The 24,845-nt window shown below is 70.5% G+C and carries 25 protein-coding genes and 2 pseudogenes; 11 read left to right on the top strand and 16 right to left on the bottom strand.

The window, feature by feature from the left end; all coding sequences use genetic code 11:
- Positions 1 to 457: 457 nt before the first annotated feature.
- Together ACIP8W_RS15645 and ACIP8W_RS15640 are read right to left on the bottom strand one after the other, a co-directional pair.
- Positions 458 to 1,549 carry a CU044_5270 family protein gene (locus ACIP8W_RS15645; RefSeq protein WP_401958632.1) on the bottom strand — a complete coding sequence of 364 codons (1,092 nt, stop codon included), beginning with the start codon at positions 1,547 to 1,549 and terminating at the stop codon, positions 458 to 460.
- Positions 1,546 to 1,905 (bottom strand): annotated as a pseudogene (locus tag ACIP8W_RS15640) (RNA polymerase sigma factor); the annotation flags it as partial. The gene ACIP8W_RS15645 and the pseudogene ACIP8W_RS15640, both read right to left, overlap by 4 nt.
- Before the next feature lie 287 nt (positions 1,906 to 2,192).
- Here ACIP8W_RS15640 and ACIP8W_RS15635 point away from each other — a divergent pair.
- Positions 2,193 to 3,557 (top strand): S1 family peptidase, encoded by a 1,365-nt coding sequence (locus ACIP8W_RS15635; protein ID WP_402203313.1) that lies wholly within the window; start codon positions 2,193 to 2,195, stop codon positions 3,555 to 3,557.
- A 34-nt stretch (positions 3,558 to 3,591) separates the two neighbouring features.
- Here ACIP8W_RS15635 and ACIP8W_RS15630 read toward each other — a convergent pair whose 3' ends face one another.
- A complete protein-coding gene (locus ACIP8W_RS15630) occupies positions 3,592 to 4,239 on the bottom strand; it encodes a TetR/AcrR family transcriptional regulator (RefSeq protein WP_402203311.1) in 648 nt (215 codons plus the stop codon).
- A gap of 167 nt (positions 4,240 to 4,406) precedes the next feature.
- Here ACIP8W_RS15630 and ACIP8W_RS15625 point away from each other — a divergent pair, with 167 nt between their 5' ends.
- Together ACIP8W_RS15625 and ACIP8W_RS15620 are read left to right on the top strand one after the other, a co-directional pair.
- Entirely contained in the window at positions 4,407 to 5,168 is a 762-nt protein-coding gene (locus tag ACIP8W_RS15625) for a response regulator transcription factor (protein ID WP_401958625.1), read from the top strand.
- On the top strand, positions 5,165 to 6,559 hold the full coding sequence (locus ACIP8W_RS15620) for an ATP-binding protein (protein WP_401958623.1): 1,395 nt from the start codon (positions 5,165 to 5,167) through the stop codon (positions 6,557 to 6,559). The genes ACIP8W_RS15625 and ACIP8W_RS15620 overlap by 4 nt, the downstream gene beginning before the upstream one ends.
- Here ACIP8W_RS15620 and ACIP8W_RS15615 read toward each other — a convergent pair.
- The gene (locus ACIP8W_RS15615; RefSeq protein WP_401958621.1) at positions 6,522 to 7,076 is read right to left on the bottom strand and encodes an SgcJ/EcaC family oxidoreductase; all 555 of its coding nucleotides are present in this window, start codon (positions 7,074 to 7,076) and stop codon (positions 6,522 to 6,524) included. The two genes, ACIP8W_RS15620 and ACIP8W_RS15615, sit on opposite strands and share 38 nt — an antisense overlap.
- A gap of 421 nt (positions 7,077 to 7,497) precedes the next feature.
- Here ACIP8W_RS15615 and ACIP8W_RS15610 point away from each other — a divergent pair, with 421 nt between their 5' ends.
- Positions 7,498 to 8,190, top strand: coding sequence for a DinB family protein (locus ACIP8W_RS15610; protein WP_401955317.1), 693 nt, complete (start codon positions 7,498 to 7,500; stop codon positions 8,188 to 8,190).
- On the opposite strand, the gene ACIP8W_RS15605 is transcribed toward ACIP8W_RS15610, so the two are convergent.
- Together ACIP8W_RS15605 and ribA are read right to left on the bottom strand one after the other, a co-directional pair.
- Positions 8,159 to 8,656 (bottom strand): hypothetical protein, encoded by a 498-nt coding sequence (locus tag ACIP8W_RS15605; protein WP_402203308.1) that lies wholly within the window; start codon positions 8,654 to 8,656, stop codon positions 8,159 to 8,161. The genes ACIP8W_RS15610 and ACIP8W_RS15605 overlap by 32 nt on opposite strands.
- 88 nt (positions 8,657 to 8,744) lie before the next feature.
- A complete protein-coding gene (ribA, locus tag ACIP8W_RS15600) occupies positions 8,745 to 9,398 on the bottom strand; it encodes a GTP cyclohydrolase II (protein ID WP_401955315.1) in 654 nt (217 codons plus the stop codon).
- Between the two features lie 217 nt (positions 9,399 to 9,615).
- On the opposite strand from ribA, the gene ACIP8W_RS15595 reads away from it, so the two are divergent.
- Positions 9,616 to 10,314 carry a creatininase family protein gene (locus tag ACIP8W_RS15595; protein ID WP_401955350.1) on the top strand — a complete coding sequence of 233 codons (699 nt, stop codon included), beginning with the start codon at positions 9,616 to 9,618 and terminating at the stop codon, positions 10,312 to 10,314.
- Complete coding sequence (locus ACIP8W_RS15590; RefSeq protein ID WP_401955313.1) at positions 10,311 to 11,258, top strand: RibD family protein; 948 nt, start codon at positions 10,311 to 10,313, stop codon at positions 11,256 to 11,258. The genes ACIP8W_RS15595 and ACIP8W_RS15590 overlap by 4 nt, the downstream gene beginning before the upstream one ends.
- A 36-nt stretch (positions 11,259 to 11,294) precedes the next feature.
- Here the strand turns inward: ACIP8W_RS15590 and ACIP8W_RS15585 are convergent.
- The 5 genes and pseudogenes from ACIP8W_RS15585 to ACIP8W_RS15565 form a co-directional block, all read right to left on the bottom strand.
- Positions 11,295 to 12,098 (bottom strand): annotated as a pseudogene (locus tag ACIP8W_RS15585) (YbhN family protein); the annotation flags it as partial.
- Between the two features lie 38 nt (positions 12,099 to 12,136).
- Positions 12,137 to 12,985 carry a methyltransferase domain-containing protein gene (locus ACIP8W_RS15580; protein WP_402203306.1) on the bottom strand — a complete coding sequence of 283 codons (849 nt, stop codon included), beginning with the start codon at positions 12,983 to 12,985 and terminating at the stop codon, positions 12,137 to 12,139.
- A complete protein-coding gene (locus ACIP8W_RS15575) occupies positions 12,982 to 14,295 on the bottom strand; it encodes a glycosyltransferase family 4 protein (protein ID WP_402203304.1) in 1,314 nt (437 codons plus the stop codon). Before ACIP8W_RS15575 ends, ACIP8W_RS15580 begins: the two co-directional genes overlap by 4 nt.
- Positions 14,292 to 14,690 carry a 6-pyruvoyl trahydropterin synthase family protein gene (locus tag ACIP8W_RS15570; RefSeq protein WP_401955309.1) on the bottom strand — a complete coding sequence of 133 codons (399 nt, stop codon included), beginning with the start codon at positions 14,688 to 14,690 and terminating at the stop codon, positions 14,292 to 14,294. Before ACIP8W_RS15570 ends, ACIP8W_RS15575 begins: the two co-directional genes overlap by 4 nt.
- A gap of 269 nt (positions 14,691 to 14,959) precedes the next feature.
- Positions 14,960 to 15,943 (bottom strand): zinc-binding alcohol dehydrogenase, encoded by a 984-nt coding sequence (locus ACIP8W_RS15565; protein ID WP_401955307.1) that lies wholly within the window; start codon positions 15,941 to 15,943, stop codon positions 14,960 to 14,962.
- Between the two features lie 107 nt (positions 15,944 to 16,050).
- Between ACIP8W_RS15565 and ACIP8W_RS15560 the strand changes: the two genes are divergently transcribed.
- Positions 16,051 to 16,830 carry a CDP-alcohol phosphatidyltransferase family protein gene (locus ACIP8W_RS15560; protein WP_401955305.1) on the top strand — a complete coding sequence of 260 codons (780 nt, stop codon included), beginning with the start codon at positions 16,051 to 16,053 and terminating at the stop codon, positions 16,828 to 16,830.
- A gap of 36 nt (positions 16,831 to 16,866) precedes the next feature.
- Here ACIP8W_RS15560 and rox read toward each other — a convergent pair whose 3' ends face one another.
- The 3 genes from rox to ACIP8W_RS15545 all read right to left on the bottom strand — a co-directional run bounded on the left by rox (position 16,867) and on the right by ACIP8W_RS15545 (position 19,478).
- A complete protein-coding gene (gene rox / locus ACIP8W_RS15555) occupies positions 16,867 to 18,294 on the bottom strand; it encodes a rifampin monooxygenase (protein ID WP_402203302.1) in 1,428 nt (475 codons plus the stop codon).
- A gap of 124 nt (positions 18,295 to 18,418) precedes the next feature.
- Complete coding sequence (locus ACIP8W_RS15550) at positions 18,419 to 18,643, bottom strand: DUF397 domain-containing protein (RefSeq protein WP_402148992.1); 225 nt, start codon at positions 18,641 to 18,643, stop codon at positions 18,419 to 18,421.
- 4 nt (positions 18,644 to 18,647) lie between these two features.
- Positions 18,648 to 19,478, bottom strand: a complete 831-nt coding sequence (locus ACIP8W_RS15545; RefSeq protein WP_402148990.1) for a helix-turn-helix domain-containing protein — start codon at positions 19,476 to 19,478, stop codon at positions 18,648 to 18,650.
- Between the two features lie 297 nt (positions 19,479 to 19,775).
- On the opposite strand from ACIP8W_RS15545, the gene ACIP8W_RS15540 reads away from it, so the two are divergent.
- The 4 genes from ACIP8W_RS15540 to ACIP8W_RS15525 all read left to right on the top strand — a co-directional run bounded on the left by ACIP8W_RS15540 (position 19,776) and on the right by ACIP8W_RS15525 (position 22,126).
- Positions 19,776 to 20,213, top strand: coding sequence for an ATP-binding protein (locus ACIP8W_RS15540; RefSeq protein WP_402203300.1), 438 nt, complete (start codon positions 19,776 to 19,778; stop codon positions 20,211 to 20,213).
- Positions 20,210 to 20,422, top strand: a complete 213-nt coding sequence (locus ACIP8W_RS15535) for a hypothetical protein (protein WP_401955295.1) — start codon at positions 20,210 to 20,212, stop codon at positions 20,420 to 20,422. Before ACIP8W_RS15540 ends, ACIP8W_RS15535 begins: the two co-directional genes overlap by 4 nt.
- Positions 20,419 to 20,550: a hypothetical protein gene (locus tag ACIP8W_RS15530; protein WP_402148988.1), complete on the top strand. Its 132-nt coding sequence runs from the start codon at positions 20,419 to 20,421 to the stop codon at positions 20,548 to 20,550. The genes ACIP8W_RS15535 and ACIP8W_RS15530 overlap by 4 nt, the downstream gene beginning before the upstream one ends.
- Positions 20,551 to 20,743: 193 nt before the next feature.
- A complete protein-coding gene (locus tag ACIP8W_RS15525; protein ID WP_401955291.1) occupies positions 20,744 to 22,126 on the top strand; it encodes a DUF4157 domain-containing protein in 1,383 nt (460 codons plus the stop codon).
- Positions 22,127 to 22,206: 80 nt separating this feature from the next.
- Here ACIP8W_RS15525 and ACIP8W_RS15520 read toward each other — a convergent pair whose 3' ends face one another.
- Both ACIP8W_RS15520 and ACIP8W_RS15515 read right to left on the bottom strand, forming a co-directional pair.
- Positions 22,207 to 23,976, bottom strand: coding sequence for a sulfatase (locus ACIP8W_RS15520; protein WP_402148986.1), 1,770 nt, complete (start codon positions 23,974 to 23,976; stop codon positions 22,207 to 22,209).
- A 158-nt stretch (positions 23,977 to 24,134) separates the two neighbouring features.
- Entirely contained in the window at positions 24,135 to 24,743 is a 609-nt protein-coding gene (locus ACIP8W_RS15515; protein WP_401955346.1) for a CatB-related O-acetyltransferase, read from the bottom strand.
- Between the last annotated feature and the right edge of the window lie 102 nt (positions 24,744 to 24,845).

Below are 24,845 nucleotides of genomic sequence, written 5' to 3'. Positions count from 1 at the left end.
ACGCTGGAGTCCACTCCAACTCGATACTGGAGTCCACTTCAAGCCGGGGCTGGAGTCCACTCCAAGCCGGGAACTGGAGTCCGGCTCAAACCTCCGAGCCGAAGTCCACTCCGCCGGACGACGCCCCGCCGCGCGGGACAAGCGCGAATCACAACAGATCCCATTGGGCCGCCTTCCGGCATTCAGCGCCAATTCGGCATTTCTTGTCCGAACATCGGGCGCCACGACCCGTCCATCAATTCACCGCGATACGCGGCCGGGGCACCCGGTCGAACGGCGAACCGTTCACCCCGCCGAGCACACCACACCGACCGGCCATGTCGTGATGACCGAGTGGGCGCCGTACGCCCCCCGGGCCGGCGAATGCACCAGCCGCTCACCGACCTCTCCGCGCGCTACCACACGATGCGTGCATAGGGTGGCGGCGCACAGTGACCTCCTGTACTCGTGCCGGGGCTCAGCCGGTCTTCGTCGGCGTCTGCTTCATGCCGTCCACGATGGCCCGGGTGAGGATCGCGCTGGTGTACGTGACGGTGCCGGGCTTGATCAGGCCCTCGTCCCCGCCGTTGCCCTTCACCTGGACCGTGCGCATCCCCAGAAACACACTGGTCTTCCTGTTGAAGATCCACTCCGAGCGCTGGCCGCTGGTCTCGTCCAGCCGCGCCACCGCCACGCCCTTGCGGCCCGCCGCGTCCTCCGCGTCCTTCACCACCACCACACCGGGGATCTTCGCGGCCGTCCTGAACAGCGCGGAGTACAGCGGAGCGGGCGGGTAGCTCTGGCTGAGCAGGTCCCCGATGGTGTCGAAAGCCTGCTGGTCAGGGGTGTTTCCCATGCCCTTGGTCTCGCGGTAGATCTTCGCCAGCAGCTTGTCCGGGTCGGTGGTCAGCCCGGTCAGGTAGTCGTAGGACGGCCCGTTCAGACTGGCCACGGGGGCGTTGCCCCGCTCGTCGGGGAGGCTCAGGGTCTCGCCCTCGGGGCTGTCGTTGACGGACGGGTCGATCAGCCAGCCCTTGGTGCCGTCCGCCGACAACCACATCTGCCGCCGATGCGGTTTCTCGCTGACCAGGGTGCTGGTGTCGGTGTCACTGTCGGTACGTACGTAGGTGGAGGCGTCCGTGGACTCGATGTAGACGTACTGGCCGGGCCCGAGCGTGGCCCTGTGCTCGCCGTCCCCCGCCGCCAGCGAGATCCGGTCGAGCAGCTGGGGTGCGCCCTTCGCCGTACCGGCCTCGACGTGTGTGGTCAGCAGTGGCCCGGTGGCGTACTCCCCACCACCGCCCCCACTGCCGCCGCCGTAGCCAGTGACACCGGCGACGACCGCCCCCGCCAGGGCGAACGCCATCGCCGACACCAGGATCACCCGGCGCGGCTTCGAGGTGCGCGGGGGCGCCGTGGTGGTCTGCTGCTGTTCCTGCTGGATCCGGGCCATCAGTTGCTCCTTGTGGAACTGGTGACGGCCCACCGGCAGGTCGGCTTCCGTCCGCGGATGCAGCCGTGCGCTCTCCGGCCACTCCGCCGGAGAGGTGTGCTCGGGCTTCGCGTTCATCGGATTCCTTCCTGTGCGGGCCGGACCGCGGTGCCGCGGTCGCCTCTTGTCTGTCCGGGACCTCGCACGGGTTCCCGATTCCCGTGTACGGATTGGCTGTTGGTATGTACGGGCGGGTCATCGGCTTGTACGGAGGGGCCGTTGGTACGTACCGACGACCCGCCCCCGCCCACCGGCCCCTCCCGCGCGGCCAGTTCGGCGTCCGCGAGCTTGCGCAGCTTGGTACGGGCCCGGGAGAGCCGGGAGCGGACCGTACCGACGGGGATGCCGAGCGTCCGGGCGACGGCGGTGTACTCCAGCCCCTCCCACAGGCAGAGGGTGAGGACTTCGCGCTCCGGTCTGCGCAGCGCCGCCAGCAAACAGCTCCGCGAAGGCGCTGGGGTCCCCGGCCCGTACCCGGGTTCGCATATGTGTGCTCACACTCTCCGACTGTCCGGCACCGGGGGCCGGGTTCCCGTGACCCGCGTCACATGGCGGTGTCGACGGTGTTGCGCCGGCGCGACCCGCGACGCCTGACGTAATCGGGATGCATCCGGTACGCGGTGAACCGAACGGGGGAGCGCCGCGTATTGGATGGGGGCTCACTGTATTCCCGGGCCTCAGCGCTGGTGACGTCGGACCGCTACGGCATTGGGGGCACACGATGAAACACGCACGGCGTAACCTCCGGCGGATCGTGCGCCTGGCGGCTGTCGGTGGGCTGCTCTGCGGTGGGCTGATGGTCTCCAACGCCATGGCCGACGAGCCGGACGGGCGCGCCGTGGGCAGTGGGATCGCCCGGTCCGCCGAGGTCGGCGCGGATCTGGTCACACGGCTCGGTGACACACGTACGGCGGGCAGCTGGATCGCCGACGACGGACAGCCGGTCGTCGCGGTGACCGACGAGGAAGCGGCGGCGGAGGTACGGGAGTCCGGGGCGCGGGCCAAGGTCATGCGCTACAGCGCGAGCGATCTCGGCTCGGCGACCGAGGCCCTGGGCAAGGCCCCCCGGGTGCCGGGCACCTCGTGGGCGGTGGACTACCGCAGCAACGAGGTGGTGGTACGGGTCGACAGCACCGTCTCCGCCGAGGACTGGTCACGGCTGTCCGAGGTCGCGGCGGGTATCGGGGCGTCGGTGCGCATGGAGCGGACCGAGGGGTCCTTCCGTACGATGCTGAACGGCGCCAGCCCGATCTTCAACGGCCGGGGCCGGTGTTCGGTGGGCTTCAACGTGACCAACGGGCAGCGCGACTTCATTCTGACGGCGGGCCATTGCGGTCCCGTCGGCACCTCCTGGGTCCAGGGCGGCCAGGTCGGGCAGACCGGCCCGCAGGTGGGCACCACGGTCGCCGGGAACTTCCCGGGGAACGACTACTCGCTCGTCGAGTACGAGAACCCCGACGTGGTGGACGGCACCAACATCGTCGACATCGGCGAAGGCCAGGGGGTACGGGTCACCGGAGCCGCCGACCCCGTCGTGGGCCAGCAGGTCTTCCGCAGCGGCAGCACCACCGGGCTGCGCTCCGGGCGGGTCACCGCGCTCAACGCGACGGTGAACTACGTCGAGGGCGCGGTCACCGGGCTCATCCAGACGACCGTCTGCGCCGAACCGGGCGACAGCGGCGGCCCGTTGCTCTCGGAGGGCGTGGCCCTCGGAGTGACCTCGGGCGGCACCGGCGACTGCACCAGCGGTGGTGTGACCTTCTTCCAGCCGGTGACGGAGGCGCTGTCGGCCCTCGGCGTCAGCCTCGTCGACGCCCCGAACGCCGGCGCCGGTACGGGTACGGGTACGGGCAACAGCACCACCCAGAATCCGCCGCCCGCCGCCCCGCCCGCCGCCGAGGTGGTCACCCCGGGCGCCGCGGGACAGCAGCAGTCGGTGATCGGGGCCGTGGACTACCAGGCCCTGATCCCGGGGCTGGGGATCATCGCGGCCAGCCTGTTCCTGCTGATGGTCGCCCAACGCGCCCTGTCGGACCGCGTGGGACGCAACCGCTACCGCAACCAGTACTCGCAGAGCTGGGGCTGAGCGGGCCGATCCGGGGCGGTCCGCTCCGGCTGAATCAGGTCCGACCGAAAAGCGCCAGCAGCAGGGCGTCCCGCACACCGCCCAGCTCGGCGGTGTCGGTGTCGGTGTCGGTGGCATCCGAGGCGTTCCACCACAGGCAGAACTGACCGTGCAGACCGCTCCACAGCACCTTGGCGGCCTGCTCCGCGTCCAGCGGACCCGGCGCGGCCCCGGTCGTACGGGCGAGGTGGGCGAAGTAGGGGGCGATCGCCTCGGACCAGGCGGTCACCACCCGCTCCCTGGGGTGTCCGGGGGGCGCGAGGGCCGGGCCCGTACGGAAGACGAGGTCGTAGCGGCGTGGCTCCTCGGTGGCGAAGCGGCAGTACGCGTCGACACAGGCGCGCAGCCCGGCCCAGGGGTCGTCGGCGGGCGCGGTGTGCGCGGCCGTCCGCATGGCCTCGGCGAGCTGGGCGTAGACGGTGTCCAGGAGCGTACACATCAGCTCGGACTTGCTCGGGAAGTGGCGGTAGATCGCGGGGGCGGTGACGCCCGCCTCGCGCGCGATGGCCCGCAGGGAGATCTCTTCCGGACGGCCGCCGCCCTCCTCCAGCAGGCGCCGCGCGGCATCGAGTATCTCCTCGCGCAGCCGCCCGCCCTCGCCCCGGCGGTTGGGGAGGCGCGGTCCCTCCGTACCTGTACCCACGTCGTGCCTTCCCGCCGGGAACCGGCGGACCGGTGCATCGGCGCATTGATGAATGAGTGAACGCGTTGGTGAATTGCCGTATTGATGAACAATGTTCAGTGATGAGTTATTTATTCTCCCCCTATCCGGAACCCCCGGTTCGCGGCCGGAATGCGTAGGGTGTGCCCGTGCACGTGCTGCTCGTGGAAGACGATGAACCGGTGGCCGAATCCCTACGACGCGGTCTCATCCGGTATGGGTACGAGGTCGACTGGGTCACCACCGGACGGGACGCCCTCGCGGCGCCCGCCGCCGATCTTGTGCTGCTCGATCTCGGGCTGCCCGACACCGACGGCCTGGACGTATGCCGCGAACTGCGGTCCCGGAGCGATGTGCCGATCATTGTGATCAGCGCCCGCAGCGACGAGACCGACCGGATCGTGGGGCTGGAGATCGGGGCCGACGACTATGTCTCGAAACCGTTCGGTGTCCGCGAGGTCATCGCCCGGATCAGAGCGGTCATGCGGCGGGCCCGGCCACCGGAGCGCGACCGGGAGACCCGGTCCGACCAGTACGGCAGGCTCGACATCGACCGCGCCGCCGCCCGGGTGCGCCTCGACGGTGCCGAAGTCGCGCTGACGCCGAAGGAGTACGACCTGCTCGCCTTCCTCACCGAGGCGCCGGGCGCCCTGATGACCCGCGAACAGATCATGGAAGCGGTCTGGGACACCAACTGGTTCGGCCCGACCAAGACCCTCGACGTACATGTCGGCGCGTTGCGCAGAAAGCTCGCGGGCGCGATCAGCATCGAGACGGTACGGGGAGTGGGCTTCCGGCTGGTCGTACTGCCTGCGGAAACACCGGGACCGCCGGAAACACCGGGACCGACCGGATCTACGGGACCGACCGGACCGACCGGATCGATGGGACCGGCAGGTGGGTCCGCATGATCAAGCAGCTGATCGTCAGCTACGTCCTGCTGGTCGCGGTCGCCCTCACCGCCTTCACCGTGCCGGTCGCCTTCACCCTCACCGCCCAGCTGCGCGGTGACACCGAGGCGTCCGTACGCCGCGAGGCCCGCGCGGTCGCGCTGCTCCTCGCCTCCGACGATCCGGCCTCGCGCCGGGCGCTCACCTCTCTCGTACGCGCCTATCGCGACCAGAGTCCCGGCGTCGCCGATGTGATCACCTCGGAACACACCGCCGTCGCCCCGCTGCCGCTGCCTCAAGCCCCCGGCGATGACGCGTTCAACCGGGCGCTGGAGGGACATACCACCGCACACTGGGGATTGGCCCCGGCGCTCGGCGAGGAGGGGCTCGTGGTGTCGGTGCCCGCCCGTGACCCGGCGGGGACGGTCGTGGGGGCGGTACGGATCAGCTATCCGACCGCCGACATCAACCGGCGGCTCTGGCTGATCTGGGGCTTCCGGGCCATCCTGGCGTTCGGTGTGCTCGGTGTCGCCGCGATCCTCGGCACCCTGGTCGCCCGTCGGCTCACCCGGCCGCTGCGCCAGCTCAACGACATGGCCAGCAAGTTCAGCGCCGGTGATCTCACCGCGCGCTCGCCGGTCACCGGGCCTCCTGAGACCCAGACCCTCGCCCGTACCCTCAACTCCGGGGCCGAGCGGCTGGACACACTCATCAGCGCCCAGCGGATCTTCGTGGCGGACGCCTCTCATCAGCTCCGTACCCCGCTCACCGCTCTACGGCTCTCGCTGGACAACATCGCGGACGGCGTCGACGACGATCTCGTCCACGAGGACGTCGACCAGGCCACGGCGGAAGTCGTACGGATGAGCCGTCTCGTCAATGGTCTGCTGATCCTCGCCCGTGCCGAGGCCAAGGTCGCCGCCGCCGAACCGGTGCCCCTGGGGGAGCTGGTGGCCGAGCGGCTCGATGTGTGGCGGAGCGCGGGGGACGAACGCAACGTACGGTTCACGGCCGACGCCGTGGACGAGCGGGTCAGCGTCCTGGTGAGCCCCGGCCATCTGGAGCAGGTCCTCGACAACGTCCTGTCGAACGCGCTTGAGGTCTCCCCGGACGGTGCCACCATCACGCTGCGGACCAGCCACGTGTCCGGGGGGTCCAACCCCGAAGGGCTGGAACTCCTCGAAATCCTCGACCAGGGGCCCGGCATGTCCGCTGCCGAGCAGTCCCGCGCCTTCGACCGCTTCTGGCGCGGTCAGGGGCTCACGGGCAAGGGTGGCAGCGGACTCGGACTGGCCATCGTCAAGCAGTTGGTCACCGACGACGGCGGGGGCGTCACCCTGGCGGACGCCCCCGGTGGTGGACTGTGTGTCCGGATCAGCCTGCGGCGGGCAGCGCCGAGGAGTGGTGGTTGATGATCAGCCACTTGCCCTTGATCTTCTCGTAGACGAAGGTGTATCGGGCGTCGACCCGCTTCTTCTCGCCGTCCTTGCCGGTGAGAATGAAGTGGTACAGGCCGGTGTCGACCGCGCTGTCCTTGTCCATCACGTTGATCGACGTGCGGTCCTTCGTCCCGACCGGCTTGTTCGGGAGGAAGTGCTCGAAGTAGTCGACGATCTCCGTGTTGTTGGCACGCATCTTCGGCGAGACGGTCGGCAGCAGCACCGCGCCGGGGGCGTACAGCTCGGCGACCTTCTCCGCGTCGCCGGTGGCGAGCGCGGCGTTCCACCGGTCGAAGAGGCGAGCGATCTCCGCCTTGGTCGGCAGGGCCGACTTCGACGACTTCCCGGCGTAGTGCTTCTCCACGGACGCGGGGGAGGGGCGGTGCTCGGGGGCGGCCGAGGCGGTGGTGGTCGCCGCGGCGACACCCGCCGCTGCCAGTACGGCGGTGCTGGCGACCAGGGCGGTACGAGTGGTGAACCGGCGCTTCATCTGGGGCTCCTTGGATGGGGATTCCGGTGTGTCCCTCCGGTGTGTCCCGGTGGATGACTCAAGATTCGCCGTTGGTGTGCCAGCGCCCGGACAGCGCTGTTACAGCACAGAGGAAGCGTTCTTCCAAGTCACGGTGGGTGTCGGAGCCCTCACACCGCGGGGCGTCGGCGGCCGTTCCCCCCGGCCGGTCACACTGCCGGGGGCGAGCCCGCACGGCGGCCGTTCACACGTCGGCCGATCACACGTCGGCCTCACACGTCGGCTGTTCACACCGCGGGCCGGTTGGCGCACCGGCCGACCGCGCACCGGCCAGATCGTACGCCTAAATACAGGCCAGGAGCGCAAGCCGGAAAATACGAGCCCGGAGTGGCGCCGGAAATGTAGGGTCCGGGGGCGAAACCGTCCGCCCCCGGGAGGTCCGATGCCAGCGCTCCTGCCCCTGCCGCAGTCCCCACCGCCGTCCCCGTCCTCTGCGTCCCTGCCCCCGCCGTCCCCGCCCCCACGTCTGGCGCCCCTGCTCGACCAGTTCGACTTCGCGTGCGAGCGTCTCATCGGCCGGATCGCGGGCCCGGTCATGAACAGCGGCAACGGTACGGAGATCGCGGTCACGCCGATGACCACCGAGGAGTACCTCTGGGAGCCGGTGCCGGAATGCTGGTCGGTGCGACGGCGTACGGACGGGCCGGGGCCCGGGGCGACACAGCCGGCCGGGGCCGCGGCCGGGGAGTGGGTGCGGGACACCACGCCTCCCCCGCACCCCACACCACCGCCGTTCACCACCATCGCGTGGCGGCTGAGCCACCTCGGCGAGCTACTGGCCCTGCGCGCGGACCACACCACCGGCACCCACGCCCTGACCAGGGACGACTACCCCATCAGCCCGGACGCCGCCGGGGCCGTCGCGGCCTTCGCGGCCGGGGCTGCGGCCTGGCGGGAGGCGCTGCTGGCCGCCGACGACACCGCGCTGGACACCGTCGGACACAGCACATACCCGCACGGCAGCGACTCGGAGAACCCGTTCATCGACATCGTGTGGTGGGTCAACCAGGAACTCCTGCACCACGGCGCCGAGATCGCCCTGCTCAGGGACCTCTACGCACGGCTGGGGCGGTAGCGCGCGTACGAGCGCTCACGCGGCGGCCGGGCCGGTGGCAGCTCGCCGGGGGCGCCGGGCGGGAGGGCAGCAGGCCACCGGTGTCGATGACGATCTGGTCGACGGCCCGGCCCGACAGGACGACCGCCGGTCCGTCGTCCAGTGCGACGGCCACCCGGCGGGCGCCGCGCTCGTCCAGGGACGGCAGCCGGAAGACCCCCCACGGGGAAGGTGCCCGCCCAGCGAGAACCGACCGGTACCGCAACTCCGGCGCGGACGCGAGGTGTTGTACGTCGACGGGTGGCCCCGTCGACGGCGCGGTCTGTACGGCGGCGGCGCGCCGCCCCAGCCCCCGTACCGTCTCCCAGCGCGCGCCCCCACGCGCCACCCGGCGGCCGAACCGGGCCGCGTCGATCGAGACGTAGCCGTGCGCCTCGACCCACCCACGGGCCGGCCATCCCGCCCGGACACCACCCTGACGTACCATCAGAAACCGGTCGGGGTACCTCCACCGCGCCCAGCCGGATCGATGGGTGGCTGACGCTCGCGGCCCAACCGAACCCCAGGAAAACGGGTCAGGGCGCGACCACCGGGTCCAGATGCGGCAGATGGTGGCCGAAGCGCTCGCGCTTGGCCAGCAGATAGGCGAGGTTCTCCTCGCGCGGCGGGATCAGCAGCGGGACCTGCTCGGCGATGTCGATGCCGTACCGCAGCAGCGCCTCGCGCTTGTCCGGGTTGTTCGACAGCAGCCGCACGGAACGTACCCCCAGATCGTGCAGCATGTCCGCCGCCACCCGGTAGTCACGGGCGTCGGCCGGGAGCCCCAGCGCGAGGTTCGCCTCGACCGTGTCCAGGCCCTCGGCCTGGAGCTGCATCGCCCGGAGCTTCGCCAGCAGACCGATCCCGCGCCCCTCGTGGCCCCGGAGATAGACCAGGACGCCCCGCCCCTCGCTCGCGATGGCGGTGAGCGCCGCCGAGAGCTGGTCCCCGCACTCGCAGTGCCGGGATCCGAAGGCATCTCCGGTGAGGCACTCGGAATGCAATCGGGCAAGGACGCCTTCACCCTCGACGTCACCGTAAACCAGGGCTATTTGTTCATGGCCGAGATTACGATCCAGGTAGCCGACTGCCAGAAACTCGCCGTACTCGGTGGACAGCCGGACATTCGCCACGCGGTCGACGCCCGTCGAATGGGATCCGTCGAGGTGTATGCCATCGCTATCTGTCATGGCGCAATCATATCTGTTGACTCCGGTGGTTGTGTTCGGAAACGATGAAAGGATATCAACTGCCCTGCTGGGCGTACTCTTCACCCGTGGACACTCAGGCAGAAAGAAAGGGCCGGAAAACATGAGCGGTTCGGGAAGCAGCCCGGGAACCGGAAGCGGTTCCGGAAGCGATCCGGGAACACGGCCACCGGGCACCGGCCCGCTGCCGCAGGACACCATGGCGGAGGTACGGGCCCGGGGGGCCGAGGTCGCGATCCTGCCGATCGGCAGCTTCGAGCAGCACGGCGCGTTCCTTCCGCTGGCGACCGATACGGTCGTGGCCTGCGCGATTGCCCGGGAGATCGCCGCCGTACACCCGGTGCGCCACCTCCCGCCGCTGACGATCTCCTGCTCGCACGAGCACGAGCACGCCGACTGGCCCGGGACCGTCAGCATCTCCGCCGCGACCCTCCACGCCGTCGTAAGGGACATCGCGCAATCGCTTCGGCGTTCCGGTATCACCAGCCTCGTACTGATCAACGCGCATGGCGGAAACTATGTCCTGCGCAACATCGTTCAGGAGTCGTCCGGAACTGGTACGCGCATGGCTCTTTTCCCCGGCTCGGCAGACTGGGACGCGGCCAGGGACAGAGCAGGAGTGGAGACCTCGTCGCGCAGGGATATGCACGCGGGTGAGCTGGAGACCTCCATCCTGCTCCATGACAGTCCGGAACTTGTTCGCCCCGGATATGAAACCTCTGATTGGATCTCCGACGACCGGGAACATTTTCTCACTCTCGGTATGCGGGCCTACACGGAGTCCGGTGTGATCGGGCGTCCTTCATTGGCATCCGCCGGCAAGGGAAAGGAATTGCTCGCCGGTCTTGTCGATTCCTTCGGTGAATATCTCGCCCTGCTGACCCGGGGTGCGCTGTGACGCGCCGCGAGCCCGGACACCGTACGGACGACGTGCTCGACGCCTCCACCGCCTGGGAGCTGCTGCGCACCATCCGTACGGAGTCGGACGCCGAGGCCGCCGGACTGATCCTGGGCCCGTCCGGAGCGCCGGGGGGAGACCTGCGCGCCGGGCCGCGCTGGCGAAACGGTACGCCCGCCGCCGACGCGCTCGCCGACCGCTATCTGCCACTCTGCCTTGCCGGACCGCGTTTCGCCTTCGCTCAGCTCGGGCAGAGCCTGGACGGCTTCATCGCGACCCGTACGGGCGACGCCGACTATGTCACCGGCGAGGAGGACCGCGATCATCTGCACCGGCTGCGCGCGCTGGCCGACGCCGTACTCGTCGGGGCCGGTACCGCCGTATCGGACGATCCCCAGCTCACCGTGCGCGCCTGCACGGGGGCCCACCCGGTGCGCGTGATTCTCGATCCGCACCGCCGGGTACCGCCGGGGGCTCGTGTCTTCACCGATGGGTCAGCACCGACCCTGTGGGTGGTGGGCGCCCCCGACGAGCGCGGGCAGTCCACCCCGGATCCCGTGGGCGTCGACGTGCTGACCCTGACGGACCCCGCCGCGTTCGCCCCTCGGCGGCTGCTGCGGGAGCTGGCGGGCCGGGGCCTCGGCCGGGTGCTGGTCGAGGGCGGTGGCATCACCGTCTCGCGCTTCCTGCACGAACGCGCACTGCACAGGCTGTACGTCACGGTGGCGCCGGTCCTGCTCGGCGACGGCGTTCCCGGGCTCCGCTTCGACGGCCCCGATGTGATGCGGGAGGCGCTCAGGCCGCCGACCCGGCGCGTCACCCTCGGCGAGGACACCCTCTTCGAGCTGACCCTGGCCCCGGGCCCCGGCGGAAGCGCGCAGCCCGGCGACCCACTGGACGGCGAGCACCCCGGCCCCGGGCAGGCTCGCGGCGAAGGACAGTAGCCCGTACACGACGGCGGTCGTCAGCCCCTGGGCGGCGCCCAGACCCGCGGCCCCGAAGGCCCAGGCAGTGGCGCCCTCCCGGGGCCCCCAGCCGCCGACGTTCAGCGGGAGCGCCATCGCGACCAGCGCCAGCACCATCAGGGGCAGCAGTCGAGCGGCGGGCGCGGTCGATCCGGCGGCGCGGGCGGCGAGCAGGAACATCCCGAGATACCCGGCCAGGACGACGACGGACGCCAGCAGCACCCCCGGCCAGTTGCCCCGGGCCAGCAGCCCGAGGCGCGCGTCGGCGAAGGTGGTGCGCAGCGCCCGGCGCCACCGGGGCGCGTCCTTCCCGCCGAGCCGGGCCCCGGGCCGCGACCGGAACCGTACGGCCACGGCGACCGTCACCGCCAGGGCCACGACGGCCATCAGCGTCCCGAGCGCCCCGGAGAGCGGCAGGGGCACCGCCGGGTGGACGAGCAGCAGCGCCACGCCGACCATGATCAGGACCGCCTGGCCCGCGATCCGTTCGAGGACGACCGCGCGGACGCCCCGGCCGACATCCCCGGCGCTCCGCCCGTGCCGTACCGCGCGGTGCACATCGCCGAGGACCCCGCCGGGCAGCGCCGCGTTCAGGAACAGCGAGCGGTAGTAGTCGGCGACGGCCCGGCCGAGCGGCAGCCGGATGCCCAGGCCCCGGGCGACCAGGCACCAGCGCCAGGCGCTGAGCACGGTGGTGAGCAGGCCGATGGCGAGCGCCGCCAGCAGGGTGGTCCCGTCGATCTTCCGCAGCCCGTCGAGGAAGGCCCCGGTGCCGAGCCGCCACAGCAGTACGCCGAGGATGGCGACTCCGGCGATCATGCCCAGGCGGCTCCGGACACCCCGGACCGCCCGCGCGATCATGCGGTGCCGCCCACCGTCGCGGGCAGGGCCAGCAGATCACCGTGGTGCACCACCGCGTCCAGTTCACCCGCCTCGGCCGCCTTGAGGCGGCGGGCCAGATACGCCTCGGCGGGCGCCGCGAGCCGCGGGCGCTGCTCCACGGCGGCGCCGACCCAGCCCCGCAGCCACTCGGCGGTCAGTGCGGACTCCCCGGCGCCCAGCCGCCACGGGCTCGCCTCGGTGCGTACGGCCAGACCGTGCCGTACGAACACCTCGGCGCCCGTCTCCACGGAGTCCGGCCCCAGCAGGGCGCGGCCCTGGTCGACACGGCGCTGATGGGTGTTGAAGGCGTCGGTGATGTCGGCGTCCAGCGGGTCGGCCGGGGTGAGGTCGACCCGTCCGGCCACGGACAGCGCCAGCAGCGCGGGGGTGCCCGCGGTGGCGCAGGCGGCGGCGAGGCCGTCCAGTTCGTCACGGGTGAGCAGGTCGAGCAGGGCGGAGGCGGTGACCAGCGAGGTGCCCACGAGCCCGTCGCCGGTCAGCCGGGCGATGTCGCCGCGCTCGGTCGCGACCGTGACGGCGCTGCCGTCGGCGGCGGTACGGGGCATGCGCGCGGCGGCCAGTTCGAGCAGCTCGGGGTCGTGGTCGTGGAGGATCCAGTGCTGCGGCCCCGGCAGCCGGGGGGCGAGCCAGCGTCCCATGGAGCCGGTGCCGCAGCCGAGGTCGCGGATGACCAGCGGCCCGGTGCCGTCCAGCCGCTCGCGCAGCGGGGCGAGCAGTCCGGTCGCGCGCGCGGCGGCGTCGGCGGGCTCGCGCAGCGCGAGCCACTCGGGGGCGTAGCGAGGTCGGTCGTCGGTCTCGCTCACGCGGTCCTCCTGGGGGTGGTACGGACGGGTTGGTGCGGATGGGGCTGGGGCGGTGCGGGCTGGGATGGGACCGACTGGGGCGGTACGGGCTGGGGCGGTACGGGCTGGGGCGGTAGGGGCTGGGATGGGACCGACTGGGGCGGTACGGGCTGGGGCGGTGCGGAAACCTGTCGTACGGAACGTGCGGTGGCGGGGTGTGGTTCCTGCCGGATCCCGTCCAGCGCCGTGGCCAGCTCCCGCGAGGTGGTCGCCCAGCCGGTGAGCGCGGTGCGCCGGCGGAGCGCGGCGGCCTTCGTACGGTCGCGTACACCTGGCTCGGTGAGCCAGCCGCGCAGTGCGGCCGTGAGCGCCGCCGGGTCGTCCGGGGGGACGAGAACGCCGGGCAGTTCGCCGTCCGGCGCGTGTCCGAGCGCCTCGGGGAGCCCGCCGACGGCGGTCGCCACAACGGGGACGCCACGGGCGAGCGCCTCGGTGACGGCCATGCCGTACGTCTCGGCGTACGAGGCCAGGACGAGCAGATCGGCGGCGGTGTAGGCCGCGTCCAGCGCGGCCCCGGACAGCGGGCCCGTGAGCCGGACCCGGTCGTCGAGTCCGTGCTCCGTGATCAGTTCGCGGAGCCGGGAGACATAGCCGGGGTCCTGGTCCAGCCCGCCGGTCAGTTCGCAGCTCCACGGCTGGTCGGCGACGGCCGCGAGGGACTCCACCAGCCGGTACTGACCCTTGCGCGGGGTCACGGAGGCGACGCAGAGCAGGCGCGGGCCGCCGGGTCCGGTGCCGGTCGCGGGCGGGGCCGTATCGGCTCCGGGGGCGGCGACGTGGACGCGGGCGGGGTCGAGTCCGTGGTGGTCCACGAGCCTGCGCGCGGCCCATTGGCTGGTCGCCACGGTGGCGGACACGGCGTGCAGGGTCTGCCGTTCGCGGGCGTCCAGGGTCGCCGCGAGGTCCGGGGCGAGCCCCGTCTCGTCGCCGAGCGGCAGATGGACGAGGACGGCCAGCCGCAGCCGGCCGGCCTCGGGGGCGACGAGGTCGGGGACGGCGCAGGCGATCAGTCCGTCGAGGAGGACGACGGCGCCGTCCTCGGAGTCCGCGAGGACGCGGGCGAGTTCGGCGCGCGCGGCGGCTCCGGGGTGCGGCCAGTCGCCCGCGACGGTGTGCGCGCGGACCCGCCATCCCGCGGCGGGCAGGTCACGGCAGATCCGGCGGTCGTAGACATTGCCGCCGCTGGGCGCGGCGAGGTTGTCCACACCGCCGGGCATCACCACGTCGACGGTGGTCTCCGGGTGCCGCTCGACGGGTGTCCGGCGGTTCACAACGGGCGCTCGTAACTGGCCCACGCGATATGCGATTCGTGCAGGGTGACGGAGATCGCGGTCAGCCCGCGCGCGCCCTCGCCCAGCGATCCGGCGTGTACGCGGTCGGCGAGCCGGTCCGCGATGACCTTGGCCAGATACTCGGTCGAGGTGTTGATCCCGGCGAATTCGGGTTCGTCGTCGAGGTTGCGGTAGCTGAACTCACCGACGACGGCCTTCAGCTCGACACCGGCCAGGCCCATGTCGACGACGATGTTGTCGGCGTCCAGTTCGGTACGGCGGAAGGTGGCGTCCACCAGGAAGGTCGCCCCGTGCAGCCGTTGCGCGGGCCCGAAGACCTCGCCGCGGAAGCTATGGGCGATCATGATGTGCTCGCGGACGGTGACGCTGAACAACGGGATGACCCTCCAGGTCCGACGTAACTGGTTCTGTTCTGGTTCTGCACTGATCCTGTCGGCCCGTCGGTGCCGGGCCGTGCTGTTGAGTACGGCCGGGGCGCGTCGCCCGTTCAGAACCTCGGGGAAAAGTTCCGATTGGTGACGGTTCGACCGATTCCAGAGGCGCTCAACTCCCCGCCCTGGAACATGGTTTCACGTGAAACGCACCCTTGAGTCGCGCACGCAATCCGCCCAGTCGCCCGCAATCCGCCCAATGCGGGGCAAAATTACGGAGCGTCTCCGTACCGTACGCGATGGCAGAGCCCTGGAAGCTCTCCCGCGGCGATGGCCGCCATGGTCGACGGCAGCTCCTCGAAGGCGCATTCACCGCTGATCAGTGCGTCGAAGGCGGGATCTGCGAGCAGTTCGAGCGCGAGCGCGAGCCGGTCGGCGTAGGTACGGCGGGAGGCGCGCGCGGGGGAGACCGTGCCCACCTGGCTGGCGCGCAGGACCAGCCGGCCCGAGTGGAACGCCTCCCCAAGAGGCAGGCTGACGCGCCGGTCGCCGTACCAGCTCAGTTCGAGGACGGTGCCCTCGGACGCCACCAACTCCAGCGAACGCGCGAGTCCCGCCTCGCTGGCGCTGGCGTGAACGACCAGGTCACAGCCGTCGAGCGCGTCCCCGGGGAGCGCGAAGTCGATGCCCAGCGCCTCCGCGACGGCGGCGCGGGAGGGGTCGGAGTCGACCAGCTGGACGCGGACGGCGGGGTAGCGCGCGAGCAGCGCGGCGACGGAACAGCCGATCATGCCCGCGCCGACCACGGCGATCCGGTCACCGATCAGCGGTGCCGCGTCCCACAGGGCGTTGACGGCGGTCTCCACCGTCCCGGCGAGCACGGCCCGCGAGGCGGGGACGTTCTCCGGTACGGGGGTGACGGCGGAGGCGGGGACGACGTACCGGCTCTGGTGCGGATAGAGACAGAACACCGTGCGCCCGAGCAGCCGCGCGGGCCCCTCCTCGACCACGCCGACGCTGAGATAGCCGTACTTGACGGGCCCGGGGAAGTCGCCCTCCTGGAACGGCGCGCGCATGGCGGTGTGCTGGCTCTCCGGGACGCCGCCCCGGAAGACGAGGCTCTCCGTACCACGGCTCACACCGGAGTACAGCGTACGCACCAGAACGTCACCGTCGGCCGGGCCGGTAACCTCGGAGTCCCTGATCTCGCCCAGACCCGGGGAGCGGAGCCAGAAGGCGCGTGCGGCGTGCGTCAAAGCATCCTCCTGAACGCTCGGGTGACGTTTCACGTTCTGTTAATGACAAGGCCGCGCACACGGTACGCGGCCCTCATCGACTCTGTCACACCGCCGGAGAGTGCACAGTGGCCGCCCTGAACAACACCTACGACACGTACGGCGCCAGGCAGTTCCGCAGGTTCTTCCGTCAGGAGACCGCCGTGGGAGCGGGCGCGCAACTCCTCCTGCTGGGCCTCCTCGGCGTGGCGACCGGTCTCGGCCCGATGGGCTGGCTGGCCGGTCTGGTCTTCGCCGTCGCCACCTGGGCGATACTCACCCGCGCCCTGTCCCGCTCCTGGCCCCGGCAGCCCTTCGGCCCGGCCAACGGCGTCACGCTGGCACGCGCGACGCTCGTCGGCGGTGTGACCGCCCTGGTCGCGGAGGCCCTCACCGCCCGCCCGCCGGTCGCGCTCCTGGTCGCCCTCACCGCGGTGGCGCTGGTCCTCGACGCGGTCGACGGCAAGGTCGCCCGCCGCACCGGGACCTCCTCCGCGCTGGGCGCCCGCTTCGACATGGAGGTCGACGCCTTCCTGATCCTGGTGCTCAGCGGCTATGTCGCCCTCTCCCTGGGCCCCTGGGTCCTGCTGATCGGCGCCATGCGGTACGTCTTCGTCGCCGCGGCCCGCGCCCTGCCCTGGCTCAACAATCCCCTGCCGCCCAGCTTCGCCCGTAAAACGGTCGCCGCCCTCCAGGGGATCCTGCTCCTCCTCGCCGCCTCGGCCCTCCTCCCCCACCTCGCCACCCTCGCCGTGACCGTGCTGGCCCTCGCCCTCCTGACCTGGTCCTTCGGCCGCGACGTCGCTTGGCTGTGGCGTGTCAGGGTGCCGGCGAACGCCCCCACGCCCCGGGTCCGCGAGAGAGTCTGACCCCGGTGGTACGGCGCTCGGCAGGCGGTACGACGCTCAGCGGACGGCGGCGCCGAACCACTTCGGCAGCCGCGCCTCCAGCTCCCGCTGGTCCTCCCCGGCCCACGCCACATGGCCGTCCGGCCGCAGCAGCACCGCGGGCGCGTCCAGTTCCTCGCCGCTGTCGACGACATGGTCGACCCGGTCCGCCCAGCCCGCCACCGAAAGCCCGCCGGTCCGGTCGAGCAGCAGCCCGCGCCCACCGTGCAGCAGCCCGTACAGACGTCCCTGCTTCAGCTCGATGTCCCGCATCCGCCGGCCGAGCGGCTCGGGCCCCTCGCCGAAGTCGTAACGGATCCCGATCGCGGTGATCTTCTCGGTCAGGTACCGGTTGACCTCGTCGAAGTCCATCAGCTCCGACAGCAGCCGACGCACGGCCCGGGGCCCCGGCTCGACGGCCATCAGCTCCATCTGCGCGCGGGTGTTGTCCAGCACGTCGGCGGCCACCGGGTGCCGTTCGGACTGGTAGCTGTCGAGCAGCCCTTCCGGCGCCCAGCCGTTGACCTCGGCGGCCAGCTTCCAGCCGAGGTTGAACGCGTCCTGGATGCCGAGGTTGAGCCCCTGCCCGCCCACCGGCGGGTGGATGTGCGCCGCGTCGCCCGCCAGCAGCACCCGGCCGACCCGGTAGCGCTCGGCCTGCCGGGTGGCATCGCCGAAGCGGGACAGCCAGCGCGGTGAGTGCACACCGAAGTCGGTCCCGGCGAACGCCCGCAACTGCCGCTTGAACTCCTCCAGGGTCGGCGGCACCGAGCGGTCCTCCGCCACCCCCTCGGCGGGTACGACGACCCGGTAGACCCCGTCCCCGAGGGGCCCCGCGCCGAACCGCAACTGAGTCCTGCGGACCTCCGCGACGACAGCGGCGACCGTCTCCTGCTCCGCGGCCACCTCCATCTCGCCCAGCAGCGTCTCGACCCTGGAGGGCTCGCCGGGAAAACCGACGCCGAGCAGTTTGCGCACGGTGCTGCGGCCCCCGTCGCAGCCCACGAGATAGCGCGAGCGCAGCCGCGTACCGTCGGCCAGCTCGACGGTCACCCCCTGATCGTCCTGGTCCAGCCCGACCAGCTCACGGCCGCGCCGGACCTCGGCGCCCAGCTCGGCGGCGCGCTCGGCCAGCAGACGATCGGTGACCGTCTGCGGGATGCCGAGAACGTACGCGTGCGCGGTGTCCAGCCGGTCGGGCGAGGGCTTGGCGATCCCGGCGAAGAACCCGCCGACCGGATACCGCCGGCCGTGCGCGAGGAACCGCCCCAGCAGCCCGCGCTGGTCCAGCACCTCGATGCTGCGCACATGCAGACCGAGCGCACGGACATACGCGGTCGGCTCCGCCGCCTTCTCCACCACGACCACCCGCACACCGTGCAGCCGCAACTCACCGGCCAGCATGAGCCCGGTCGGCCCACCACCGGCAACGATCACGTCGATCATCACAACTCCCAACTTCGCCCGCTTCGGTCGGCGATTCTGCGCCACACCGGGGGCCTTGCCGCAAGCCCCCCGGTGAGCTATACGTTGAGAGTGGCGGGGAGTGTGTACGTCCTCCCGCCCAGCGTCACCCCCTCGGAGCGAACGCCCGAGCGTCGGAGACGAACGCGGCCCAGGCGGAGACGGGGACGATCAGGACGGGACCGGTCCTGATCTTGGAGTCACGGACACCGACCTGAGCGGTACGGGCCAGGTCGGCGACCTCGACGCAGTTGGTGCCGTTCTCCTGGCTGTACGAGGACTTGAACCAGACTGCTTCGGGAACCAGTTCAGATGTGACACGGTGAATCATGAGGTCAGATCTCTCGGGCTAGTCGTTGCAGGACCGTTACTGTCTCACTGGGGGCAAGTGCGCTGGCCCGCAGGGCATCGAACTTACGGGTGAAGCCCCAGGTCTCCGTGTCCTTGTCTCCGAGGCGTGAGCCGTCGACTGCGTCGGATTGGATGACCGTAGGCAGCGGAGCGCCGAAACTCATCAGCGCGAAGTTGAAACTACACCTGTAGGCAGAGATGTTCGCAGGCAGGATCTGGACCGTCACGTTGTCCAGTTGCAAGAGTTTGGTGATCTCCTCGTACTGTTCCCGCATCACATCTGGACCACCGATCACCCGTCGCAGCACAGCCTCGTCCAGGACGGCCCACAGCTCCAGTGGACTGTCCTTGCGAGTCAGTATCTCCTTTCGTTGCATACGGATCTGGGTGTGGCGCTCCACGAACTCGGTGGTCGTTTCTTCGACGGATTTGGCGGAGAGGAACATTTCCCGGGCATAGCGCTCGGTCTGGAGGAGCCCATAGACAACGTTCGGCTGCCAGGAGCGGACCTGGCGGGCGCCGCTCTCCAGGCCGACGAACATGCTCATGCCGGACGGCATGACACTGCGATAGACCGACCACCAGCCCCGGTTCAGCGAGTCACGGTGGATCTCCACCAGGAAGTCCACGTCCTCCTCGTCCGTGACGCCGTAGCGGTCGAGCAGGTCTTTCAGGTCCTGGACCTTCGGCAGACCGGTCAACCCGTTCTCCGTGCGGTGCAGTTTGGACGGGGAGAACGTCAACCCTTCGACCGCCTGAGCAAGGGTGAAACCGGCCTTGTCCCGCAACTGCTTCAGTTCCCAGCCGAGTTGCATACGCCGGACCGTGGGTCCCGTTGGTGCTGCCACGAGTCTGCCTCCGTTAGGGGTAGAGCCTGCCGCGCTGCGGTACTTGTGGCGAGTCTGGCACCTGCCGTCCCTCGTGTGGCGCACGTAGCGCGCTCGATCACATATACCAATTCGCGCGAAATTCTCACGGCAGCTTGCTCATCAGGCACGCCGCGTCTCAATCTGGCTGAGCTACCGCAACGTCACGGACGGTAGTTGGAGCAGAAGTTGGCCCTTTCGGGGGAACTGCGCCCAAAACCAGACCTCCCGCCACCCGGAGCCCCCATGCCCACGTACGGCACCGCCCATCCCGCGCCCACCGCAATCGGCCATCCCGCCTACTCCCAGACGCTCCCCTGCGAACCGCAGTCCGCCCGCCGGGCCAGACTTCTGGTCGGCGCCGCGTGCAACGCGTGGGGCCTGCCGGGGCTCACCGATGCCGCCTCGCTCGTCGTGTCCGAGCTGGTCGGCAACGCGGTTGAGCACAGCGGCAGTCGGCTGGTACGGGTCATCGTCTCCCTCCCCGAACCGGGCCGGGTGAAGGTGGCCGTTGTGGACCGGTCCCGTATCGCCCCCGCCCCTCGCCCGGTGACCGACACCGATGAGGACGGCCGGGGCCTCGTCGTCGTACAGACGCTGTCGGACCGGTGGGGCACCGACCTCATGCGGTGGGGGAAACGGATCTGGGCCGAGTTGGGTACGGACCCGGGTGGCGGGGCGTGAGCGGCCGCTCTCCCGGCGAACTGCCTCGGTTCACCCTGCTCACGCCCCGGCAGCAGATGGCCATCGAGTGCGTCCGGTGCGCCCGCAGGCTCGGGGCGAGCGGGCGGGTGCTGGGCGAAGTGCACCACCACGAGCGGCTGTTCCGGCTCTGGGTCTGCGTCCCCGATTGCGTACCCGATTGCGTCCCCCGTACGCGGGAGGCGTGGTGAACGGCCGGTACCCGGAGAGGCGCCGGGCGCTGCTGGAGGTGGCCATGACGAGTCTGGCCACCGCGTCGCTCCTCTTCTCCCTGGCCTGTGCACTGCTCGCGGAAGCCCATGACCCGGGCAATCCGTGACCGGGGGGGAACCCGGGAGCCGTGACCGGGCAGCCGGAACCGCGTACCGCTCGGCCTCGATTCGGCCGGTGGGGCTGCCTCGGCCTTCGGGGCAGGGAAGTCTGCCCCGCCATCTGCACGCGCCGCCCTTCCCTCCGTCGTCGGCGTTCCTGTGTCGTGGGCGCCATCGCATACGGATCGAGGAAGTCAGCCAGTGGTTCATGATTACAGGTCGGCGCAGAGCACCGGCAAGAAGTCCGAGGCGCCGAAGGTTTCCACGCCTCCTCGTCAGACCGGCCTTCTGGCATTGCAGCGCGCCGCCGGTAACGCGGCGGTTCTGCGGCTGCTCCAGCTGGCCGAGCACCCCTATTCCCGGCATCAGCACAGCGCCGGCTGCGAACACCTGACGGCCGACGCCGCCGAGGCGCAGGTGCAGCGCTCGGCCGTCCACGATGTCCTCGGCACGTCCGGCAAGCCGCTCGATTCCCCGGTGCGCGAGGAAATGGAAGCCCGGCTCGGATCGGATTTCTCCAACGTCCGTATCCACGACGATTCGGCGGCGAAGGCATCGGCGGCCGAGGTGGGCGCCCGCGCCTATACCTCCGGCCACCACATCGTGATCGGTGACCGAGGCGGCGACAGGCACACCCTGGCCCATGAACTGACCCATGTCATCCAGCAGCGCCAGGGGCCTGTGGCCGGTACCGACCAGGGCAACGGCGTCAAGGTCTCCGATCCTTCTGACCGTTTCGAACAGGCCGCCGAAGCCAACGCGCACAAGGTGCTGGCGGGCCCGACGCCCGTACAGCCGGACGTACAGCGGGCGGCCGACCCGCACCGGACGGAGGGCGCCGCGCCCGCCCCCGCGGTGCAACGGATGGAGCGTGACGAAGAGGTGCAGTCCGTCCTGACCTCGAAGCACTGGGCGGACAAGGCGGTGGGCGCGGGAAAGTCGGTAGCGCCTTCGCAGGCGGACAAGAAGAGGAAATTCAAGAAGGGCGCCCCGAGGCGCCTCGATCACATTATCCAGGATGTCGGCCCCAAGCTTTTGAAGGATCTGGCGGAAACGAAGGAGACGGGGAAGCTCAAGCTCTACCGGACAATGGACAGCGAGGAAGCGGAAGCGATAATCCAATGGAAGGGCAAGAAGGAATCAACGGAAAACTGGCTGGTCGATTCGGCGGAAGCCAAGGACAGCGTGGGTTTCCATGCCGCGGAGAAGACAGGTGATGTCGGGATCCTGCCCACCAAGAACCACCTGGGCGACTACGAACAGGCTGCCGAGTACTACAAGAAGCCGGACAGTCAGGTCATGGTGGAGTTCACGCTCAAGGAAGGCGCGCACCAGCGTCTCTTCGATCCGGATCACATGGCGGTCGCCGGGGCGTCGGGGACGCCGTACCACATGAGGAGCCATTTCGAATCCGAGAACGGTGGAAAGAGGTCTTTCCAGGAAGGATCCGGCGCCGAAGGGGGCCTCCCTGGATATGTCGGCGTGAAGCAGGAGAAGAAAGGGCCCTTCAGCCTCTCCCTCGGCGACAACGATGCGACGCGTCTGCTCTTTCAGCTGTTCGTCGAGGATGTGAGAAAGGTCTGATCGCCCGTTCTCCGAAGACACCCGGCTACGGGATGGCCAACCGTCCCGGCACCCCGGTGTCCGGGCCCCGCGCCGGGCCCCTACCGCGCCGACGCGCTGCGCGAGGACGGGGACGGGGCGCCGGGCTTCGGGCCGTACGCCTTCAGGAAGCGGTCGCGGAAGGTGTCCATGGGCCAGACCGGGGCGTCCGGGGCGGGCTTGAGGCCGTCGGTCCAGCCCCAGCTGTCGATACGGTCCAGGACCGCCGGGTCGCGGGCGACCATCGCGATCGGGACATCGCGGCCCGCGTTCTCGCCGGTGACGGTCTTGTTGGGCTGGTGGTCGCCGAGGAAGACCAGGACGGTGTTGTCGTCGCCGTACTTCTCCACGTACGAGACGAGGCTGTCCACCGAGTACTCGATGGAACGCCGGTACTCGGTCCGTACCTTCTTCGGGTCCTTCCAGACCTCCTTGGGGTCCTCGCCCTCCTCCTTGATGGAGTGGTAGACCGTGCCGTCACCGAGCTTGTCCCAGTCGAGCATCTTGGGGATCGGCGCCCAGGGGTTGTGGCTGGAGACGAGGATGATCTCCGACATCAGCGGCTTGCGGCCCGGCTTGCCGTTCTCCCGGTCCTGGAAGGTCTTCAGGCTGAACTGGTCGGGCACCGGGGCCCAACTGAACTTCGGGCCCTTGTAGCCGAGCTGCCGCGAGTCGTAGTACGTGTCGAAGCCGTAGAACTTCGACTCGGGCCAGGCCCGGGTGACGCCCGGCATGATGCCGACGGTCCGCCAGGCATCGGCGCGCCGGAACGCTCCGGTGAGGGAGAGACGCTTGCTCTTGGTCACGGTGTCGTAGCGCTGCTGGTTCTTGATCCACAGGCCGGACATGAAGGTGGAGTGGGCCAGCCAGCTGCCCGCGCCCGCCACCGGGGAGGTGAGGAAGCCGCTCCGGGAGGCGAACCCGGCCGCCTTCAGCCGGTCCGTACTGTCCGCGAGGGCCTTGCCGACCTGCGGCGCCATCGCCGGGTCCTCGATCGCGCTGCGGCCGTAGCTCTCGATGAACGCGAAGACGACGTCCTTGCCGCGCAGCCCGGTCAGCAGTTCGTCGGACGGGGTGTCGCGGTAGGCGTCCACGGAGGCCTCCTTCGCGAACTCCACCTCGTCCTTACGGTCCGCGGTCACCTGCTCCACACGGCTCTGGGCCAGTTCGGACGTGGCCCTGGAGGCGAGCGGTGCCCCCGCGACCTGCGCGCCGACCGCCGAGACGGCCACCCAGGCGGTCCCGAGCACCAGGGTCGCGCGGGTGGCGACGGCGTTGTTACGGGCCAGCAGACCGCTCAGCCGTACGACCGCGAGCATGCTCAGGACGAGCAGCGCGAGGACGCCGACCACGACCCCGATCACGGCGCCGATCGCGCCCACCTGGCCGATCGAGTCCCTCAGGAACGACTCGCCGTCGTCGAACAGGATCCAGTCGAGCACCGGGTCGAACGGCCGGTCCAGCACCGAGTAGAAGCCCATGTCCAGGACCTTCAGAATCGTCACCAGCCCGAGCACCGCCCCGGCCACCATCGCCGCGATCCGCCGGGCCGCCGGCGGCAGTACGAGCAGGACCGCCGCCCCGAATATCCCCTCCACCGGGATCCGTACGAACGCGCCGGGCGTGAGATCGGTGAGCTGATTCGGCAGCAGCAGCGCCCCGACCACATACACGGCGGCCAGCACGGTCACCGCCCGCGCCACGATCAGCTGCGGATCACGCCCGCCCTCGGCGACGGCATCGGTATCGATGTCCTCAGCCGTCGTCTTTTCGGTGTCCGGATTTCCGCTGTCCTGATCCGGCTGCTGGCGAGAACGCGTCCAAGAAGACAAACCGAAGGCCCTTCCGTGCGAAGCCCGTGGTGGCACGGCGGACCGGGCCCGGTGAGGTCGGAGCCGCCGTGGTTCGTACGGCTGGTCGGCGGCTTCCGTTCAATCGACGGATCCAGGATGCTCCATCCCGGCCGGCGCGGGGTCACGGGGGGGACCGCTCACGGGGTACGGGGCGCGGCGGCCTCCAGGGCGTCGATGCCGCCCGCCATGATGGTGCGTACGTGGGCGGTGATGTGTTCGGCGGGCCAGTCCCACCAGGCGACCGCGAGCAGCCGCTCGATGTCCGCCGCGCTGTGGCGGGTGCGGATGAGCTCGGCCGGGTTGCCGCCGACGATGCCGTAGTCGGGGACGTCGTCGACGACGACCGCGCCCGAGGCGATGATCGCGCCGTGGCCGATGCGGACCCCGGGCATCACCATCGCGCGGTAGCCGAACCAGACGTCGTGCCCGACCACGGTGTCACCCCGGCCGGGCAGCCCCGAGATCAGGTCGAAGTGGTCGGCCCAGGAGCCGCCCAGGATGGGGAACGGGAAGGTGGAGGGGCCGTCCATACGGTGGTTGGCGCCGTTCATGATGAACCGGACGCCCTCGCCCAGCGCGCAGAACTTCCCAATGACGAGCTTCTCGGGCCCGTAGTGATACAGCACGTTGCGCGTCTCGAACGCGGTCGGGTCGGCGGGATCGTCGTAGTACGAGTACTCCCCGACCTCGATCAGCGGTGACTTCACCAGTGGTTTCAGCAGAACGAGGCGTGATTGTCCGGGCATCGGGTGCAGCACGGTGGGGTCGGCGGGGACGACACCAGGCATGACGACACGCTCCAGGGGGCTGTTCGACGGCGTGGGAGTGGCATGAGTGTGCCAAACCGA

This window comes from Streptomyces sp. NPDC088554 (assembly GCF_044752945.1).
In the GTDB taxonomy this organism is placed as follows: Bacteria; Actinomycetota; Actinomycetes; order Streptomycetales; family Streptomycetaceae; genus Streptomyces.
The sequence above is the reverse complement of the archived record's forward strand: the minus strand, read 5'-3'. Positions and strand labels throughout refer to the sequence as shown.